This window comes from Amycolatopsis camponoti (assembly GCF_902497555.1).
GTDB lineage: Bacteria > Actinomycetota > Actinomycetes > Mycobacteriales > Pseudonocardiaceae > Amycolatopsis > Amycolatopsis camponoti.
This window is the reverse complement of the sequence record NZ_CABVGP010000001.1, coordinates 1,511,570-1,528,995: the sequence shown is the minus strand read 5'-3', so window position 1 is coordinate 1,528,995 and position 17,426 is coordinate 1,511,570. Positions and strand designations below refer to the sequence as shown.

17 protein-coding genes are annotated in these 17,426 nt (G+C 72.5%); 6 read left to right on the top strand and 11 right to left on the bottom strand.

Translation table 11 applies throughout. The annotated features are described in order from the left end of the window. Window positions 1-71: 71 nt before the first annotated feature. From AA23TX_RS07420 to AA23TX_RS07400, 5 genes are all read right to left on the bottom strand, one after another. Window positions 72-875 carry a serine hydrolase gene (locus AA23TX_RS07420; RefSeq protein WP_155541822.1) on the bottom strand — a complete coding sequence of 268 codons (804 nt, stop codon included), beginning with the start codon at window positions 873-875 and terminating at the stop codon, window positions 72-74. Further along, the gene (locus AA23TX_RS07415) at window positions 872-1,945 is read right to left on the bottom strand and encodes a Glu/Leu/Phe/Val dehydrogenase dimerization domain-containing protein (RefSeq protein WP_155541821.1); all 1,074 of its coding nucleotides are present in this window, start codon (window positions 1,943-1,945) and stop codon (window positions 872-874) included. The genes AA23TX_RS07420 and AA23TX_RS07415 overlap by 4 nt, the downstream gene beginning before the upstream one ends. A gap of 166 nt (window positions 1,946-2,111) precedes the next feature. Continuing rightward, the gene (locus tag AA23TX_RS07410) at window positions 2,112-3,305 is read right to left on the bottom strand and encodes a kynureninase/PvdN C-terminal domain-containing protein (protein ID WP_155541820.1); all 1,194 of its coding nucleotides are present in this window, start codon (window positions 3,303-3,305) and stop codon (window positions 2,112-2,114) included. Continuing rightward, window positions 3,302-4,096 carry a tryptophan 2,3-dioxygenase gene (locus AA23TX_RS07405; protein ID WP_155541819.1) on the bottom strand — a complete coding sequence of 265 codons (795 nt, stop codon included), beginning with the start codon at window positions 4,094-4,096 and terminating at the stop codon, window positions 3,302-3,304. Before AA23TX_RS07405 ends, AA23TX_RS07410 begins: the two co-directional genes overlap by 4 nt. Beyond that, on the bottom strand, window positions 4,093-4,908 hold the full coding sequence (locus AA23TX_RS07400) for a PaaX family transcriptional regulator (protein ID WP_155541818.1): 816 nt from the start codon (window positions 4,906-4,908) through the stop codon (window positions 4,093-4,095). The genes AA23TX_RS07405 and AA23TX_RS07400 overlap by 4 nt, the downstream gene beginning before the upstream one ends. 47 nt (window positions 4,909-4,955) lie before the next feature. Here AA23TX_RS07400 and AA23TX_RS07395 point away from each other — a divergent pair, with 47 nt between their 5' ends. The 4 genes from AA23TX_RS07395 to AA23TX_RS07380 are packed head-to-tail and all read left to right on the top strand — an operon-like array spanning window position 4,956 to window position 8,725. Then, window positions 4,956-5,708 carry a creatininase family protein gene (locus AA23TX_RS07395; protein ID WP_155541817.1) on the top strand — a complete coding sequence of 251 codons (753 nt, stop codon included), beginning with the start codon at window positions 4,956-4,958 and terminating at the stop codon, window positions 5,706-5,708. Next, window positions 5,701-7,212 carry a benzoate-CoA ligase family protein gene (locus AA23TX_RS07390; RefSeq protein WP_155541816.1) on the top strand — a complete coding sequence of 504 codons (1,512 nt, stop codon included), beginning with the start codon at window positions 5,701-5,703 and terminating at the stop codon, window positions 7,210-7,212. The genes AA23TX_RS07395 and AA23TX_RS07390 overlap by 8 nt, the downstream gene beginning before the upstream one ends. After that, window positions 7,209-7,901 (top strand): SDR family NAD(P)-dependent oxidoreductase, encoded by a 693-nt coding sequence (locus AA23TX_RS07385; protein ID WP_155541815.1) that lies wholly within the window; start codon window positions 7,209-7,211, stop codon window positions 7,899-7,901. The genes AA23TX_RS07390 and AA23TX_RS07385 overlap by 4 nt, the downstream gene beginning before the upstream one ends. Next, entirely contained in the window at window positions 7,898-8,725 is an 828-nt protein-coding gene (locus AA23TX_RS07380) for an enoyl-CoA hydratase family protein (RefSeq protein WP_155541814.1), read from the top strand. Before AA23TX_RS07385 ends, AA23TX_RS07380 begins: the two co-directional genes overlap by 4 nt. Here the strand turns inward: AA23TX_RS07380 and AA23TX_RS07375 are convergent. From AA23TX_RS07375 to AA23TX_RS07355, 5 genes are read right to left on the bottom strand one after another with little or no spacing between them, the layout of a single operon-like run. Next, a complete protein-coding gene (locus tag AA23TX_RS07375; RefSeq protein WP_196425212.1) occupies window positions 8,722-9,105 on the bottom strand; it encodes a VOC family protein in 384 nt (127 codons plus the stop codon). The two genes, AA23TX_RS07380 and AA23TX_RS07375, sit on opposite strands and share 4 nt — an antisense overlap. Beyond that, complete coding sequence (locus tag AA23TX_RS07370) at window positions 9,105-10,025, bottom strand: SMP-30/gluconolactonase/LRE family protein (protein WP_155541812.1); 921 nt, start codon at window positions 10,023-10,025, stop codon at window positions 9,105-9,107. The genes AA23TX_RS07375 and AA23TX_RS07370 overlap by 1 nt, the downstream gene beginning before the upstream one ends. Window positions 10,026-10,035: 10 nt before the next feature. Next, entirely contained in the window at window positions 10,036-10,692 is a 657-nt protein-coding gene (locus tag AA23TX_RS07365; RefSeq protein WP_155541811.1) for a histidine phosphatase family protein, read from the bottom strand. Further along, window positions 10,693-11,748 (bottom strand): phosphotransferase family protein, encoded by a 1,056-nt coding sequence (locus AA23TX_RS07360; RefSeq protein WP_155541810.1) that lies wholly within the window; start codon window positions 11,746-11,748, stop codon window positions 10,693-10,695. After that, entirely contained in the window at window positions 11,745-12,497 is a 753-nt protein-coding gene (locus AA23TX_RS07355; protein ID WP_155541809.1) for an SDR family oxidoreductase, read from the bottom strand. The genes AA23TX_RS07360 and AA23TX_RS07355 overlap by 4 nt, the downstream gene beginning before the upstream one ends. Before the next feature lie 445 nt (window positions 12,498-12,942). On the opposite strand from AA23TX_RS07355, the gene AA23TX_RS07350 reads away from it, so the two are divergent. Next, a complete protein-coding gene (locus AA23TX_RS07350; protein WP_155541808.1) occupies window positions 12,943-13,869 on the top strand; it encodes a hypothetical protein in 927 nt (308 codons plus the stop codon). A 23-nt stretch (window positions 13,870-13,892) separates the two neighbouring features. Here AA23TX_RS07350 and AA23TX_RS07345 read toward each other — a convergent pair whose 3' ends face one another. After that, complete coding sequence (locus AA23TX_RS07345) at window positions 13,893-17,042, bottom strand: helix-turn-helix transcriptional regulator (protein WP_155541807.1); 3,150 nt, start codon at window positions 17,040-17,042, stop codon at window positions 13,893-13,895. Between AA23TX_RS07345 and AA23TX_RS07340 the strand changes: the two genes are divergently transcribed. After that, entirely contained in the window at window positions 17,041-17,409 is a 369-nt protein-coding gene (locus AA23TX_RS07340; protein WP_230862390.1) for a nuclear transport factor 2 family protein, read from the top strand. The genes AA23TX_RS07345 and AA23TX_RS07340 overlap by 2 nt on opposite strands. The last annotated feature ends 17 nt before the right edge of the window (window positions 17,410-17,426 follow it).

The window sequence follows — 17,426 nt, the reverse complement described above, 5'->3', positions numbered from 1 at the left end:
TGGGGGCATCACGCGTGACGGGACAGGCATCAAGCGTGATCAGAGGGGCATCACGCGTGTTCGGACGGGCATCACGAGCGCAGCTGATCTACCGCCGCGCGGGCCGCGTCGCCGATCGCACGGTCGATGTCCGGGCGGCGCAACGTCTCCGCGCCGCCCACCGTGAACACCGCCACCGCGTACGCCGTCCCGTCCGGGTACGTCACGACGCCGATCTCGTTGCGGATGCCCGGCATCGTCCCCGTCTTGGCCGCCACCGTCACCTCCGGGGGAAACCCCGCGGTCAGCCGGTGCCAGCTGACCTGGGCCGACATCCACGCCAAGACCTGCGCACCCGGCCCGGGATCGCTCCACAGAGCCGAAAGCAGAGCCGTCATCTCACGCGGCGTCGAAGCCGAGGTCCGCAAGGGATCCAAGGCACGCAACGGAAGCCCGGCCGCGGTGTCGTCGATGATCGTGCGCAGCAGATCCCGGGGCGCGCCGATGACGGAAGTCCGCGTCAGCCCCAGCTCCGCCAGCAGAGACCGGACGTTCGCCACGCCCACGCGGTCGAACAGCAGGTCCGCGGCCGTGTTGTCCGACACCGACAACGCCAGCAGCGCCGCGTCCCGCAGGCTGTACGAGACGTCGTCCGCGAAGCCCGCCGAGCCGCTACCGCCGAGCCGGTCGGCCGCGGTCGCGTGCACGCGGTCCGTCGGGTCGAGCTGGCCCGCCGCCACCTGACGGGCGAATTCGTACGCCAGCGCCACCTTCACCACGGACGCCAGCACGACCGGCGAGTCCGCGTCGACATCGACGGATACCGGAGAACCGAGACTGCGGGCGTGCAGGAACCCCCGCACGCCCGCAGCTTCGAAGATGTCCGAAAGGGTCACCCGGTCATGATGGACCGCAGCCGCCCGACCTCCGCCATCCGGCGCTCCGCGAGCCGGTCGGCCGCCGTCGCCGGGGGGACGCCATCGGCGTCGGCCAGCGCGAACACGGCCTTCGTCGTGTCGTAGATCGCCGTCGTCTTGCGCTTGGCGCGCTCGAAGGTGAAGCCGTGCCGCTCGTCGTCCACCTGGATCACGCCACCGGCGTTGACCAGGTAGTCAGGCGCGTACAGGACTCCGCGGTCGGCCAGCTGCTTGTCGATGCCGGCGTGCGCGAGCTGGTTGTTCGCCGCTCCGCACACGATGCGAGCGCCTAGCACCGGCACCGACGCGTCGTTCAGCACCCCACCCAAGGCACACGGGGCGAAGACGTCCAGCTCGGCCCGCAGCAGGGTGTCCACATCGGACACGACCTGCACGCTCGGGTAGATCTCGAGCGTGCGCGAAATCGCCGGCGCGTAGACGTCGGTGATCGTCACCTGCGCGCCGGCGTCGACGAGGTGCCCGACGAGGATGTGCCCGACCTTGCCGACGCCGGCCACGCCGACGCGCTTGCCGGCCAGGTCCGGGCTGCCCCAGAGGTGCTCGGCCGAGGCGCGCATGCCCTGGAACACGCCGAACGCCGTCAGCACGGACGAGTCGCCGGCGCCGCCGTCCTCGGGTGAGCGGCCGGTGACGAAGTCGGATTCGCGGGCGACGACGTCCATGTCCTGCACGTACGTGCCGACATCGCACGCCGTGATGTAGCGGCCGCCCAGGGACTGCACGAAGCGCCCGAACGCGCGCAGCAGCGCTTCGGACTTGAGCGTCTTCGGGTCGCCGAGGATGACGGCCTTGCCGCCGCCGAGGTCGAGCCCGGCCAGCGCGTTCTTGTACGCCATGCCCTTGGACAGCGCGAGCACGTCGTCGAGCGCGTCCGCTTCGGTGGCGTAGGGGTGGAAGCGCGTCCCGCCCAAAGCGGGTCCGAGCGCCGTGGAGTAGATGCCGATGATGGCCTTGAGGCCACTGGCCTGGTCGTGGCAGTACACGACCTGTTCGTGCCCGGTGCCCCGGGCGAACACTCCTTCGGTCACGGTGGTGACTCCTTTGTCTCCCGCGCCCGGTTCGTGGCCGGGACGCGCTTCACGTGGTCGGTGGGAGCCCGGCGCGCGGAGGTCGTCCGCCCGCGGGGTGCCCGGCACCAACCTAGATCCCCCTTGATCGCCGGACCAGTGGCGGTCCCGCGATACGGACCGGTAATCAGCCGCGGGCCACCTTGCCGAGAGCGTTCATCGCCGTCTCGAGCTGGGTGTCGGAGAGGTACGGCGCGGGACCGAAGCGCAGGTACGGGCCCCGGCTGTCGGTGCGGACGCCCTGGGCGGCCAGTGCCGCCTGGAGCCCGGCCGCGTCGGCGCAGCGCAGCGAGAGGAACCCGCCGAGCCGGTCGAGCGGCGTCTCGCGGTCCCGCGTCACGACGTCGCCGGGCAAGCCGAGCGAGTCGAACACCGACGCGAGCAGGCCCACCTGGTGCTGCGACACCTCGCGCAGGAACTCCGGCGTCAGGCCCTGCTCGGCGAAGAACCGCTGGACCCGGGCGCCGCGGTAGTGGCTGGCCGGGTCGTAGGTGGCGCCGGCGAACCGGTCGCCACCGGTGGCGTAGGCGACCTGGCCCGGGTTGCGCTCGTCGGCAAGCGCGCCGAACTCGGCGTACCAGCCGGTGATCACCGGGCGCAGCTCCTGGGCGTGCGCGGGCAGCCGCAGGAAGCAGTTGCCCTCGCCGAGCTGCAGGTACTTGTAGCCGCCGCCGAGCACCCAGGCGTTGGTGAGCCCGAGGTCGTGCAGCGGGAACGGGACGACGCCGAGCGCGTGGTAGGCGTCGACGACCAGCTCGATCGACCGGTCACGGCACGAGTCGGCCAGGTGCGCGAGCCCCGGGACCAGCCGCGACGTCTCGAACAGCACGGCCGAGACGAGCACCGCGGCGGTGTTGTCGTCCACTTCGGCGGCGACGCGCTCGGCGAGCGTCGTCACCGGCTCCAGGGGCACCCGGACGACTTCGACGCCCTCCTCCTCGAGGCGGGCGAGCTGACGGCGCAGGGTGTGGAACTCGCCGTCCGTGGTGACCAGGCGCGGTCTTCGCGGCAGCTCCATCGCCGAGAGGAACCGCAGCACCAGGTCGTGCGTGCTCGCGCCGAGCGCGTACTCGCCGTGCGGGTCGCCGAGCAGCAGGCGGAACCCCGCGCGCAGCTCGTCGGCCTTCGCGAACGCGCGCCCCCACTTCTCGTCGACGTCGCGGGCGGCGTCCGCGAAGGACTCCCGCAGGCCCTCCTCCGCGACGTCCGGCCACGCCTGGTGCGAGTGCCCGGACAGCAGCAGGCGCTCGGCGACGCCGAAGCGGGAGTAGTGCGGGGCGAGCGCGTTGTGGTCCGCGCGCAGGTCGTCCAAAGTGGTCACAGTCGGCTCCGTACGGCCCAGAGATCCGGGAACATCGGCTGGAAGAGCGTGGTACGCAGGTAGGTCGCGCCGGAAGATCCCCCCGTCCCGGTCTTGTCGCCGATGGTGCGTTCGACCATCTTCACGTGCCGGTAGCGCCACTCCTGCATCCCTTCATCGAGATCCACCAGACATTCCGCGACGACCGACGGGCCGCCGTCGTCGCTGTACACGTCCAGCAATATCGCCTGCAGGGCCGGGGACGGCTCCACCGGTCGAGTGACGTCTCGGTCACACTCGACCGCGTATCCAGAAACCTTGAGATACGTGAGAAAAGAGTCGAACAACGACGGCCGCGCCATCGCCTCGGCGATGCCTTTCCGCTGCTCGCCGCCTTCGGGGTAGTGGGCGAACACGCGCTCGTCGCGCCGCCCGAGCACGGCTTCCAGCTCCCGGAACTGGGCCGACTGGAAGCCGCTCGAAGCGTCCAAACGGGCGCGGAAGCTCGTGAACTGGCTGGGGGTCATGGTTTCCAGGACGTCGATCTGCGCGACGGCGACCTTGAGGATCGTCAGGATCCGGCGCAGGACCCGGATCGAGTGCGCGGTGTTCCCCTTTTCGAGGTTGCGCTGGAGGAACTCCGCCTCGTGGAGGATCTGCTTGAACCACAGCTCGTACACCTGGTGGATCACGATGAACAGCAGCTCGTCGTGCTCGTCGGACCGCGGGCGCTGGGCGTTCAGCACGTCGTCCAACGCCAGGTACGAGGTGTAGCTCAGGGCTTCCTGGGTCGCTTGGCTGGTTTCGGTCATCCCTTGGTCACCTCGTCGAAATGGCGCTGAGCGGCCGGAGCCAGCGCGGTGTACAGATCGTGGAACAACTCGACCGCCGCCGCTCGCCGATCCGGTGCGGGCACCAGGTCGGCGGGCAGTTCGGGGTCGAGCGACGGGAACGCCCGGAACGTGTGCACCAGGCGCGTGTGGACGGCGAAGGCTTCGACGTCCGGGGGATCGGCCCCGGCGTAGCCGCCGAACTGCTCGACGAACGCCGTGTAGCGGGCGGTGAGGTCGTCGAGGTCCCAGGCCCGGCCGGCGAAGCGGCGGACGTCGAGCGCGGCCGACGGCCGCCCGAGCAGCAGCCCGGCGTGCTCGGTGACGTCCAGCTCGCCGAGCAGGGCGACGACCTCGGCCTCGCGGTCGTGCGGGGCGATCCAGGTGCCGTCCTGATAGGGGCCGAACCCGAGGAACCGCAACCGCCGCACCAGGCGTTCGCGGGCCTGGCGGCGGCTCTCCGGGATGCTCTGCCAGAGTACGGTCCACTCGCCGGCGGCGCGCTCGCGGCGGCCGAGGGAGAAGATCCGGTGGTCGCCGTCGGCGAGCAGGGCGATGGTGCGGCGGGTCAGCGAGTAGTGCACGGTGCGGCCCTCGCGGTGGCGCTGGAGGAGGCCGCGGCGCACCACGCGGGTGAGCGCGATCCGGGCCGCGCCGTCGGAGAAGCCCAGCTCGGCGAGCGCCGCGACCAGGCCGCCCGACCACACCCGGCGGGTTTCGCGCGGGTGCACGTAGCTGCCCAGCAACGTCACGACCAGCTCCTGCGGGCTGGCGTCGAAGGCATCTCCGGGCATGCGGCAACTCTATACACCTCAGGCCGCTGCGGTGTAGCTTGATTTGCGTGACGTACTTCGCGGACCTCAGCTCGCGGCAGGTCGCCTCGTTGCCGGACGACGGCCGCGTGCCGGTGCTGCTGCTCCCGCTGGGCGCGATCGAGCCGCACGGGCCGCACGCGCCGCTGGGCACCGACCCGCTGATCTCGCGCGGGATGTGCGAGCGCGCGGCTTCGCGCCTGGCCGCCGACGAGGACGTCCACGTGCTGGTGCTGCCCGAGGTGCCCTACGGCGTGACGCGGTTCGCGGCCGGGTTCGCCGGGGGCGTCCACATCGGCGAGGAGACGCTGCACTCGCTGCTCGTCGACATCGGGTCCGCGCTGATCGGGCAGCGGTTCAAGCGGATCCTGCTGGTCAACAACCACTTCGAGCCCGCGCACCTGGTCACGCTGCGGCGCGCGGTGGAGACGTTGAACTTCGCCTACGAAGGCCGCGTCGCGCTGCTCGACCTGGTCCGGCGGCGGCACGCGCAGCGGCTGACCGACGAGTTCCGCTCCGGCGAGTGCCACGCGGGCCGCTACGAGACCTCGCTCGTGCTGGCCGACCGGCCCGAACTGGTCGACCAGCCGCTGATGCGGACGTTGCCGCACGTGCCCGTGAGCCTGGCCGCCGCGCCGGAAGACGGCGGCTTCGCCGAGATGGGGATGACCGAGGCGTACTGCGGTTCGCCGGCCGAGGCGACCGCCTCCGAAGGCGAAGAGACCTTCTCGACGTTGACCGACCTGCTGGTGGAAGCGATCCGGGAGCTGGCCCGTGAGTGAGCCGTTCAACCTCGCCACGCACTTCCTCGACCGGCACGTCGCCGCGGGCCGGGGCTCGCGGACCGCGCTGGTCGTCGGCGACCGGTCGGTGAGCTACGACGAGCTGGCGCGGCTGGCCGACCGGGTCGGGAACGTGCTGCTCGACGCCGGTGTCCGAAGAGGACAGCGGGTGCTGCTCGCGCTGAGCGACGGCGACGAGTTCGTCGCGACCTGGTACGGCGCGCAGAAGATCGGCGCGGTGACCGCCGAGGTCTACCCGTTCCTGCAGCCCAAGGACTACGCGTACTACCTCGGCTACACCGAGGCCGTCGCGGTGATCGCCGACGCCGTCACGCTGCCGGCCCTGCGCGAAGCGGGCGCCACCGGGCTTCTGGTCACCGGGGTGCCCGAAGACGAGCTGCTGCCGGGCGAGCGGCCGTTCCGGTCCCTGGTGGACGCGGCGCCGGATGTCCTGGAAGCCGCACCGACCACTGTGGACGACATCGGGATCTGGAAGTTCACCACCGGCAGCACCGGCGCGCCCAAGGCGTGCGTACATCCCTTGCGCAGTGCGAAAGAGAGCTTCGAGCGGTACGCCGTCCAGGTGCTCGGGCTGCGCGAGGACGACCGCGTGCTCGCCGTGCCCAAGCTGTTCTTCGGCTACGCGCGCGACCTGGTGGCGCTGTTCCCGTTCGGCGTCGGCGCGGCCGGGATCGCGTTCCCCGAGCGCAGCACGGCGGACCTGGTGTTCGAGCTGATCGCGCGGCACCGTCCGACGGTGCTGGTCAACGTCCCGACGATGATGAGCGCGATGGTCGCGCACCCGGACGCGGCGTCGCAGGACCTGAGCTGCCTGCGGATGACGACGTCCGCCGGCGAGGCATTGCCCCCGGAGCTGCACCGGAAGTGGGACGCGATGTTCGGGGTGCCGGTGGTGGACGGGATCGGCTCGTCCGAGGCCTACCACATCTACCTGTCGAACCGGCCGGGCTCGGCCCGGCTCGGCACCCTCGGGACGCCTGTTCCCGGGTACACGGCCGAAGTCGTCGACGAACTCGGAAACCTGTTGCCGGACGGGGAAATCGGGCCGCTGCGGGTCACCGGGCCGACGATCGCGCTGGAGTACCACGGCGATGCCGAGAAGTCCGCGCGGACGTTCGACGGCGACACGCTGACGTCCGGCGACCTCTTCAGCCGGTCCGACGGGTTCTTCCGCCACCACGGGCGGGCCGACGCGCTGCTCAAGGTCGGCGGGGTGTTCGTCGCGCCCGGCGAGATCGAAGACTGCCTGCTCGGGCACCCTTCGGTGGTGGACTGCGCGGTGGTCGGCCAGGAGGTCGACGGCCTGGTCCTACCGCGCGCCTACGTCGTGACGCGGGCCTCGGTGACCGCCGACGAGCTGAAGGACCACGTGAAAGCCCGGCTGGCCAAGCACAAGTACCCCCGCGAAGTGGTGTTCATGACCGAACTTCCCCGCACGGCCAACGGAAAGCTCGACCGGCGCGCACTGGCGGGCCGCTCGTGAGCCGCCTGGTCGTGGTCACCGGCGGCACCCGCGGCATCGGCGCCGCGATCGCCGCGCGGTTCTCTTCCCTCGGTGACACCGTGCTCGCGCCGGGGCGCGCCGAATGCGACGTCACGGACGAGGACGCCGTCGCCGCCTACTTCGCGGCGGCCGGGCCGGTGGACGTGCTGGTGAACAACGCCGGGATCTCCGCCAGCGCGCCCCTGGCGAAGACTTCGCTCGACGACTGGCGGTCGCAGCTCGAGGTCAACGCGACCGGCGCGTTCCTGTGCACGCGCGCGGTGCTGCCGGGGATGCGCTCCCGGGACAGCGGCCGCATCGTGACGGTGGCGTCGACCGCGTCGCACGTCGGCTACCGCTACACGGCCGGGTACACGGCGTCGAAGCACGCGGCGGCCGGCCTGATGCGGGCGGTCGCGGCGGAGCTGGCCGGCACCGGCGTCACGGCGAACGCGGTCTGCCCGGCCTTCGTCCGCACCGACATGACGGCGACCTCGGTGGCCCGGATCCAGGAGCGCACGGGGCGCTCCGTGGATGACGCCGAGTCAGCGCTGGCGGCGGCGTCCCCACTCGGCAGGCTGCTGGAACCGGACGAGGTGGCGTTCGCCGTCGCCTTCCTGGCGGCGCCCGAAGCCGCCGCGATCAACGGTCAGACCCTGGTACTCGACGGCGGAGGAATCCAGTCATGAGCCCGTTCCGCGCGACCGCACCGCTGACGAAGGAGTGGGAGCACTTCGAGTTCACGGTGGACGACGGCGTCGCGACCGTGACGTTCACCCGGCCGGAGAAGCTGAACGCCTTGACGTTCGACGTCTACGCCGACCTGCGGGACCTGGTCGTCGAGCTGCCGCAGCACGAAGACGTGCGGGTGCTGGTGATCACCGGGCAGGGCCGCGGGTTCTGCTCCGGCGGCGACGTCGAGGAGATCATCGGCGAGCTGCAGAAGTTCGAGACGGCGGAGCTGCTGGAGTTCACGCGCATGACGGGCGCGGTGGTCAAGGCGCTGCGCGAGTGCCCGCTCCCGGTGATCGCGGCGGTCAACGGCGTGGCGGCGGGCGCGGGTTCGGTGATCGCGCTGGCGAGCGACTTCCGGCTGCTGGCGGAGTCGGCGAAGTTCGCGTTCCTGTTCACGAAGGTGGGCTTGGCGGGGGCGGACATGGGTTCGGCGTATCTGCTGCCGAGGCTGGTGGGCCTGGGCCGCGCGACCGAACTGCTGATCCTGGGCGACAAGGTGTCCGCGTCCCGGGCTTCGGAGATCGGGCTGGCCACTCAGGTGGTGCCGGACGCCGACCTGGCGTCGACGGCGTCGGCGCTGGCTCGCCGGCTCGCGGACGGGCCCGCTTTGGCGTACGCGACGACGAAGGTGCTGCTGACCCGCGAGCTGGACATGGACCTGGGGAGCGCGATCGAGCTGGAGGCGATGACCCAGGCGCTGCTGATGACGGCGAAGGACCACAAGGAGTTCTACGCGGCGTGGACCGCGGGACGCGAACCCCGGTGGACCGGCCGCTAGGGCACGATCTGGCCGAGCCCGATCAGGTTGCCTTCGCTGTCGCGGAACCACGCCGCGCGCTCACCGCTGCCCTTGCTCGGGTAGTTCCCCCGGACCTCGACGATGCCGTCGTCCCCGTAGTCCTCGAAGACCACCCCGCGCTCACGCAGGCCCGCGACGGTCGCTTCGAGGTCGTCGACGTAGAACCCGGCTTGGGTGAAGGACCCGTCGGACACCCCGGCCGAGGCGTACAGGCAGAAGACTCCTGACGGGCTTTCGTAGCGAAGCCCGCCTTCGCGCTCTTCGGACGGTTCGAGACCCAGCTTTTCGCGGTACCAGCGCCGGGCGCGGTCGAGGTCCTGGGTCGGGAGACGCGCTTCGAACCGGAGGTTGGTCAGCATCACCCGAGGGTAGCCGCCGTCACCGCGATCGCGTCCTCCTCCAGCGACCCGAAGTACAGCTTCCCCCGCCACTCGCGCACGCCCACCAGCATGTGGAACCCCGGGATCTCGCCGCGGAACTCCCGTTCCACCTTGCCGTCCTCCGCGACGCCGATGACTCCGACCTCGCGACCGGGGCTGGGCTGCAGCGACGTCGGCAACGCCCGGACCCCCGCCCGCAGGAACGACGGCAGGCGGCGGACCACGTCCAGCGCCGGCACGCGCGGGGACGCCTGGGTGATCCAGATCAGCCCGTCCGAGCCCGTCGAGATGTTGTCCGGGAAGCCCCACAGGTCCTCGATCAGCGCGTCCCGGTGACCGTCCGAGAGCCGGACGCGGGACACGCTGAACGCGCCCGTCTCCGCCACCGCCACGAACGACTCGTCCGGGGCCAGCGCCACGCCGTTCGCGAACTGCAAGCCGTCGAGCAGCAGGTCGATCGAACCGTCCGGGGACCTGCGCAGCAGCCGGCCGCCGGCCGTCTGCTCGATCAGGTCGTCGCGCCAGTTGTCGATGCCGAAGCGGCGCGACGAGTCCGTGAAGTAGATCGTCCCGTCGGCCGCCACCGCCGCGTTGTTGCAGAACACGAAGTCCAAGCCCAACGCCGAAGTGGCCAAGGTCGACACCGCGCCGCCGGCCAGCGGCACCACCAGCAGACCTGCCCGCGCGTCGCAGATCAGCAGCTCGTCGTCGCCGTACAGCTCCAGCCCCAGCGGCCGCCCGCCCGTGTCGGCGATGACGTCGACGCGCCGGCCGTCCGGGGACACGCGCAGGATGCGCCCGTCGTCGACGCCGGCGTAGATCCGGCCTTCGCCGTCCACCACGACGTCCTCCGGACCGTGCCCGTTCACCGGGATGACCGTGACCTCGCCGAACCGCATCGAACGTCTCCTACCGGTAGGTGAGCAGCGAAGCCGCGTCGGCCTCGAAGTGCGGGTGTTCGTTGAAGGACAGCATCGTGACGCCGCCGCGGCCGGACACCAGCTTCGTGATCCCGCCGTTGACCGTGACGCGGTTGAGCTTGAGCAGTCCCACCTCGGGCGTCCCGAGCAGCAGCCCGCAGATCGTCGCGATCACGCCGCCGGAGGTGAACACGACCGCGTGCTCGCCCTTGCCGAGCGCCGCCACCAGGTCCGCCAGCGCGCCGCGGCAGCGTTCGAGGAACGCCGGCCACGTCTCCGCGCACGGCCCGTCGGCGCCCGCCGTGGTCCACGCCGTCAGCGCCGCGTCCAGGACCCCTTGGTATGCACGGGAATCCTCCTGCGGCGCGCCTCCGGCGTGGTGCCGCGCGATGTCGACGTGGTCGTACTCGTTCCAGCGCGGGTCCTCGACGACCGGGACGTCGGAGCCGAGCACCTTCAGCGCCGTCGCCGCCGTGTCCCGCTGCCGCGCGAGCGTTCCCGACCGAACCTGGCCGAAGGAGACGGTGCGCCGCAGCAGTTCCGCACCGACCACAGTGGACTGCTCGAACCCGCGCGGCGACAGCGCGTCGTAGTCCTCGGCGCCGAACGACGCCTGTCCGTGCCGGACCAGGTAGATCGCGCCCACTCAGACACTCCCCTTCGCGATGATCTCGCGGCAGCGCCAGTCGAGGTACCCGACGAACTGCCAGAAGTCCTTGAACGCCGGGTTGCGGGTGGCGCCGTCGTGGTAGCGGCGGTACAGCTGCTGCAGCACCGCGGCGAGCCGGAACAGGCCGTAGACCTCGTAGAACCGCCAGTCGCCGATGGCCAGCCCGGTCTTCTCCTCGTACCGCGCGACGAACTCCTCGCGCGTGAACGTCCCGGGCAGGTGCGTCGGCTGGCGGCGGCTGGCCTGCATGACGTCGTCGTCGCCGGCCTGGACCCAGTAGGCGAGCATGCTGCCCAGCTCCATCAGCGGGTCGCCGAGCGTGGCCATCTCCCAGTCGAGGACGCCGGTGATGTTCAGCGTCGACGGGCCGTCGAGGACCAGGTTGTCGAGCCGGTAGTCGTTGTGGATCAGGCAGATCTTGACCTCGGCGGGCTGGTTCGAAGCCAGCCACTCGCGCACCTCCGCGAAGTCGCCGACGTTGTCCGTGCGCGCCGCGGTGTAGCGGTCCGACCAGCCGCGGATCTGCCGCTCGACGTACCCGGCGCCCTTGCCGAGGTCGGCCAGCCCGGCCTTCTCGACGTCGACGGCGTGCAGGTCCACCAGCCGGTCGACGACCTTGCCGGACAGCTCGCGCGCCTGCTCCGGCGTCAGCGTCATGCCCTCGGGCAGGTCGCCGCGCAGGATCAGGCCGTCCAGCTTCTCCATGACGTAGAAGTCGCCGCCGAGCACGGCGGGGTCGTCGCCGAACGCCAGCATCCGCGGCACGTACGGGAACACCGGCCGCAGCGCGTGCTGCACGCGGTATTCGCGCCGCATGTCGTGCGCCGACGCCGCCTTGTGCCCGGCGGGCGGGCGGCGCAGGATCAGCTCGCGGTCCGGGTAGGTCAGCAGGTACGTCAGGTTCGACGCGCCGCCGGGGAACTGCCGGACGCCCGGCGGCTCGTCGCCGAGGCCCTCGACCCGCGCGGCCAGCCAGGCGTGCACCGCGGCCGCGTCGAAGGCGTCTTCCTCGCGCACCTCGACGGTGGTCACGCGAACCTCCGCAGGACCGCGGCCGGCGCCAGGCGCATCACGAGGCTCATCGGCACCCAGGGCCACGCCGGGACGTAAGCCCGCGCCCGCTCGGCCTCGACCGCCTTGACCAGCGCCCGCGCGCCGCTCTCGGCCCTGGTCAGCAACGGGTTCCGGCCGATCCGGTCGTTCATCTCCGACTCGATGTAGCCCGGCCGGATGTCGGTGACCGTGATGCCCTTCGGCTTGAGCTCCAGGCGCGTGCCGTCGACGAACGCCGAGATCCCCGCCTTCGAAGCGGCGTACGCGGTGAGGTTGCGCGGCAGGCCGCGGATCGCGCTGAACGACGAGACGACGGCGAGGTGCCCGGCGCCCTGCTCGCGGAAGATCCCGGCGGCGGCCTCGATCTGGGCGGCGGCCGCGACGAAGTTGACCTCGAGGGTCTGCCGGTTGGCGTCGAACCGCCCCTTCCCGACCGGCTGCCCCTTCCCGAGCCCGGCGTTCACGATCACCCGGTCGAGGGACCCCAGCTCGGCGCGGAACTCCTCGAAGACGGTGAAGACGCTGTCGTGGTCGGTGACGTCGAGCTTGCGCGTGACGACCTTGATCCCGGGGTGGGCCGCGGTCAGCTCGGCGGCCAGTTTTTCGAGCCGGTCGGTGCGTCGCGCGCAGAGGGCGAGATTGCGGCCCTTGGCCGCGAACTGCCGGGCCATGCCTTCGCCCAAACCGCTGCTCGCGCCGGTGATCAGGATGTTCTTGCGGACGGCCATGCGGGGGATGCTACCCGGAAGTAATAAGACCGGTGGCCCGGCGCTGGGGGCGTCGCCGGGCCACCGGTCATCGCGCGGCTGCCCGGCCGGTCGCACAACGCGGCCGGGTGAGCCGGAGCCGTTGTCCACGGCCGTCGCCCGCACCCGGGTGGGCCGTGAGGGGGAGGCGGAGCCACCGGCGCGGGCAAGTCATACAAGCGCGTCCGCCCAGGCCGGGGCAATGGTTCACAGTTGCCAGTACTAGCCCGTTCGCCTGAGCGGACGTCGTGGGCCACCCCGGCGAGGGGGTCGCGGCTCCTGTCGCGGCGCCGTCCGGCAGCGGCGACGGCGGAAACCGGCGCCCGGGGGCAAATCGGTCGCGGACCGTGTCCGCTCACCTCCGGTCGGATTGGTAACGTGCACCGTGTCGGGGATCGTCGGGGGACGTTACGGGGCGGGTCGGCACATGGCGGGCAGCACGGCGGGCGGTCAGCAGGGTGAGCGCACCGCGTTCGCCACCCACCTGCGCGCGGCCATCGCCACCAGCGGGCTCTCCCTCGACCGGATCCAGGCGCGGCTGCGTGCCCGCGGCGTCGTCGTCAGCGTCACCGCCCTCAGCTATTGGCAGTCCGGCAAGCGCCAGCCGGAGCGGCAGAGCTCGCTCTCCGCGGTGCGCACGCTGGAAGAGATCCTCGACGTCCCCGCCGGCTCGCTGCTCGGGCTGCTGCCGCCGCCGAGGCCCCGTGGCGGCGCCGGGAAGCGCCATGTGGGCGGCGAGCCCATGACGTTTCCCCGCGAGACGCTCCAGCCGTTGCTGGACAAGGTCGGCGCGCCGGACGCGCTCGAGCGCCAGCACCCGCTGAAGCTGGTCGGGCTGCACGACCTGTGCGAGATCGCCGCGGACGGCGGCCAGCGCGCGGTCACCGCGCGGGCGGTGTTCCAGGCGGGCGCGGACGGGCAGGACCGCTGGCTGCTCGTCTACACCCAGGACGACCCGGCCGCCGGCGCGCCGGAGCTGCACGCGGTGCGCAACTGCCGGGTCGGCCGCGCCGAGACCGACGAGGCCCACGGCCTGATCGTCGCCGAGCTGATCTTCGACCAGCCGATCGACCGCGGCGAGACGCACCTCATCGAGTACACGCTGACCAACGGCGGGCCGCCGTACCCGGAGTGCCGCAACACCTACTACCGCGAGTTCCGGCGCCCGGTCCGGGAGTACCTGCTGGAGGTCCGGTTCGCCTTGGGCACGGCACCCGAGCGTTGCTGGCAGTACGCCCGCAACGGCGCGGGCGGCACGGGGACCCGGCGCCCGCTCAAGCTCGACGGCGGCGACGGCGTCCACGCGGTGGCCCTGGACTTCGGCCCGGGAGTGTTCGGCATCGACTGGGACTGACGTACCCGTACTCCGAAGGTACGTCACTCGCGGTGGGCGGCCGCCGCGGTGGCCAGCTCCGTGCGGTTCGCGATGCCCAGCTTGGCGTAGACGTGGGCGAGGTGCGTCTTCACCGTGCCGCGGCTCATGAACAGCCGGGCCCCGATCTCCGGGTTCGTGCAGCCCTCGGCCGCGAGCTTCACCACCTCCCGCTCGGTCGGCGTCAGGCTCCCCCAGCCACTCGACGGGCGGCCGCGCGCACCCCGGGTCCGGCGGACGAACGCGACCACGTCGTCGAGGCTCATCGGCGGTTCGTCCGTCGCCAGTCCGAGCGCGTCCAGCGACTCCTGCTCCGCCGGGCGACGCGGAAAGCCCAGGTCGGCGCGGACGCGGGAAGCCGAGACGAGCACCCGGGCGGCGTCGGCGTCGCGTCCGGTGCGGGCGAAGAGCGTCGTCAGCGCGTCCAGGCTGCCCAGGACGCCCAGGCGGAGGCCGTGGTCGAGGCGCAGCGCCAGCGCCTCGTGGTGCAGCTCGGCGGCCTGCTCCGGCCCGGCGAGGTACCCCTGCTGGTCCAGTGCGTCGGCCAGCGCCGACCGCAGGCCCCAGCGCCGGGTCAGCTCGACGGCGGTGGCCAGCACCTCCGCCGCCTCGTCGGTCCGGCCGAGCGCGCGCAGCAAGGCGCCGCGTTCGGCGAGCCCCTGCGACGCCATGTACGTCCCGGGAACGGCTTCGCGCTCGAACCAGCGCGCCGCCTCGTCGAACTCGCCGCGACGCCGGTGCAGCTCGCCCATCACCCCGGCCATGCCGGGCACGAAGACGTCCCCCGCGGTTTCGAGGAGCCGCAAGAACGGTTCCATCACACGGAACCCGGCATCGACGTCACCGGCCAGGCAGTGCACCATCGCCAGCCGGCACAGCGTCGTGTTGACGCGGTGGAAGTCCCCGAGCGGCGCGGCGACCTCGACCGCGCGCTCGGCGAGTTCACGCGCCCGCGGCAGGTCCGCGGACGCGAGCGCGATCGCCGACCGCGTACTGAGGACGGTCGACGCGAGTCCGCGGTCGCCTCGGCGAAGGAGTCCTTCGGCCGCTTCGGCGAGCAGTGGGTCGGCTTCGTCGTGACGGTCGCGGGCGTGCGCCACGATTCCGCGCAGCATCAACGCACTGTCGCGCGCGAAGCCGTCGGTTCCCGCGGCCTTCTCGGCTTCGAGCGCGACGTCCCAGGCGGCGTCGAAGTCCGTGTAGAGGTGCCCGAGGGCGGTCAGCGAGAGGCACCGCGCGCGCAGTCCCGCTTCGCCGGCTTCGGTGGCGATTTCGAGGCCCAGGCGGGCGGCTTCGACGTCGAACGGCGCCGTCGTGTCCGCGACGAGCCCCATCCCGGTGAGCAGCCGGGCCTGCAGCGGCGAGCGCTCGTCCGGGCAGCGGGCCACCGCGCGCTTCAGGTACGCCAGGCCCTCGTGACCGCGGCCGCGCAGGTTCCACAGCCACGCGACGGCGGCCGCGAGCCGACGGCCCCGGGTGGGATCTTCCCGCGCCAGCCCCCATTCCAGGGCCGCGCGGAAGTTGTCGCACTCCGGTTCGACCCGCGCGCGCCAGGCGTCCTTGTCCCGGTCGAGGTCCGGTTCGGCGGCTTCGGCGAGAGCGAGGAAGTGGTCGAGGTGGCGGTCGCGGACGGCGTCGGTCTCGCCCGCCTCGGCCAGCCGGGCCGCCGCGTACTCGCGCAGGGTCTCCAAAAGCCGGTAGCGGCCGTTTTCCGCCAGCACCAAGGACTTGTCGACCAGCCGGCCCAGCGCGGCCGGGCCGCCCGCCGCGTCGAGCGTGAACCCACCGGCGAACACCGAAAGCCGGCGGAAGACCACGCGGTCTTCGTCGTCGAGCTGGTCGTGGCTCCACGCGATCGACGCGGCCAGGGTCCGCTGCCGCGCCGGCACGCCGCGCGGGCCGCGGGTGAGCAGGGCGAACCGGTCGTCGAGGCCGGCGTCGATCTGGTGCGGGGTAAGGGTTCCGAGCCACGCGGCGGCGAGCTCGACGGCCAGCGGGATGCCGTCGAGCCGGGTGCAGACCGACCGGACGGCGACCGCGCTCGAGGTGTCCAAAGTGAACAGTGGCCGGACCGCGCCCGCGCGTTCGACGAACAGCGCGACAGCCTCCTCGACGGCCAGCGGCGGCACCCGCCACACCGTCTCCCCCGGCACGCCGAGGGGTTCCCGGCTGGTCGTCAGCAGCGCGACCTCGGGGCAGGACCGCAGCAGTTCGACGGCGAGGTCCGCGACGCCGTCGAGGACCTGTTCGCAGTTGTCGAGGCAGAGCAGGACGCGGCGGTCGCGCAGGGCCGTCGCGACCGAGCGCGCGGCGCCCGCGTGGGGCTCCACCGGCACGCCGAGCACCGCGGCGACCAGCTCGCCGACCTCGGCGCGGCCGGTGACGGCGTCGAGTTCGACCCACCAGACGCCATCGGGCCACCGCCCGGCCGCGGCGGCCGCGACCTGGGCGGCCAGCCGGGTCTTGCCGCTGCCGCCGGGCCCGGCGAGCGTGACGAGCCTGCCGCCGGCAAGCCGTCCCCCGACCGCGGCGGCCTCGGTCTCGCGGCCGACGAACCCGGTGAGCTGCACCGGCAGGTTGTTCGGGACGGCGTCGAGCGACCGGAGCGGAGCGGGGGTCCCGCCGAGCTGGAAGATCCGCTCCGGCGCGGTGAGGTCGGGCAGCCGGTGGACGCCGAGGTCGTGCAGCGTGAGGCCGGTGAGGGCCGCGGCCGGTGCCCGGCTGTGGTGCGGCAGCGGCCCGGTCGGGGTGGTCGCGGTGTAGGTCGGCGAGCCGCCGGTGGCCGAAGGCGAGACCAACGCATCCCCCGCGCCCAGCCCCGCCGGTGCCCGGCCGTGGTCCAACAGCGGCCCGGTCGGGCCGCTCTCGGTGTAGGCCGGCGCCGAGACCAGCGCATCGCCCAGCGCTGCGGCGGCGGACGCCGAGACGAGTGTCCGGCCGTCGGTGGCCAGCTCTCGCAGCCACGCGCAGCGCCGGACGGCGGGTCCGGTGGGCGTGCCGTCGTCGCGGACCAGCGCTTCGCCGGTGTGGAGGGCGGCCGGACCGCCGGTCAGGGTCGCGAGCGCGTCTTCCGGCGTCGCGAAGACGGCTGGGGGCGCATCCCCGGCGCACAGGATCGTGACCGTGCCGGCGGGGCGGAGGTTCGTCTCGGTCATGGCCCGGCCAGTCTGCCAGCGGATCTCGGCCAGGTGGCAGATGTCCCGGCGCGCGGCGGCTGCGACCTTCGACGGTGTGGAGACGTTCGAGGAGCTGCTGACCCGCTGGCGGGACGCCGAGTCCCGCGGCGCCGGCACCGCGGCCTTCCTGGCCGGTGACTTCCGCGGCGACGGCCCGGACGGGCGCGTGCTCGACCGGGACGCCTGGCCCGGCCGGGCCCCCGCGGGCGCGTTCCGGTGGACGGACCTGCGGGTGACGCCGTCGGTCGGCGTCGCCACGGGTCACCGCGACGGGGCCGGCTGCACGGTGGTGGCCGCGCGGCGCGGCGGACGCTGGCAGATCGTCAACGTCCAGCGCGGCTCATGACTCGCTTTTCGGGGGGT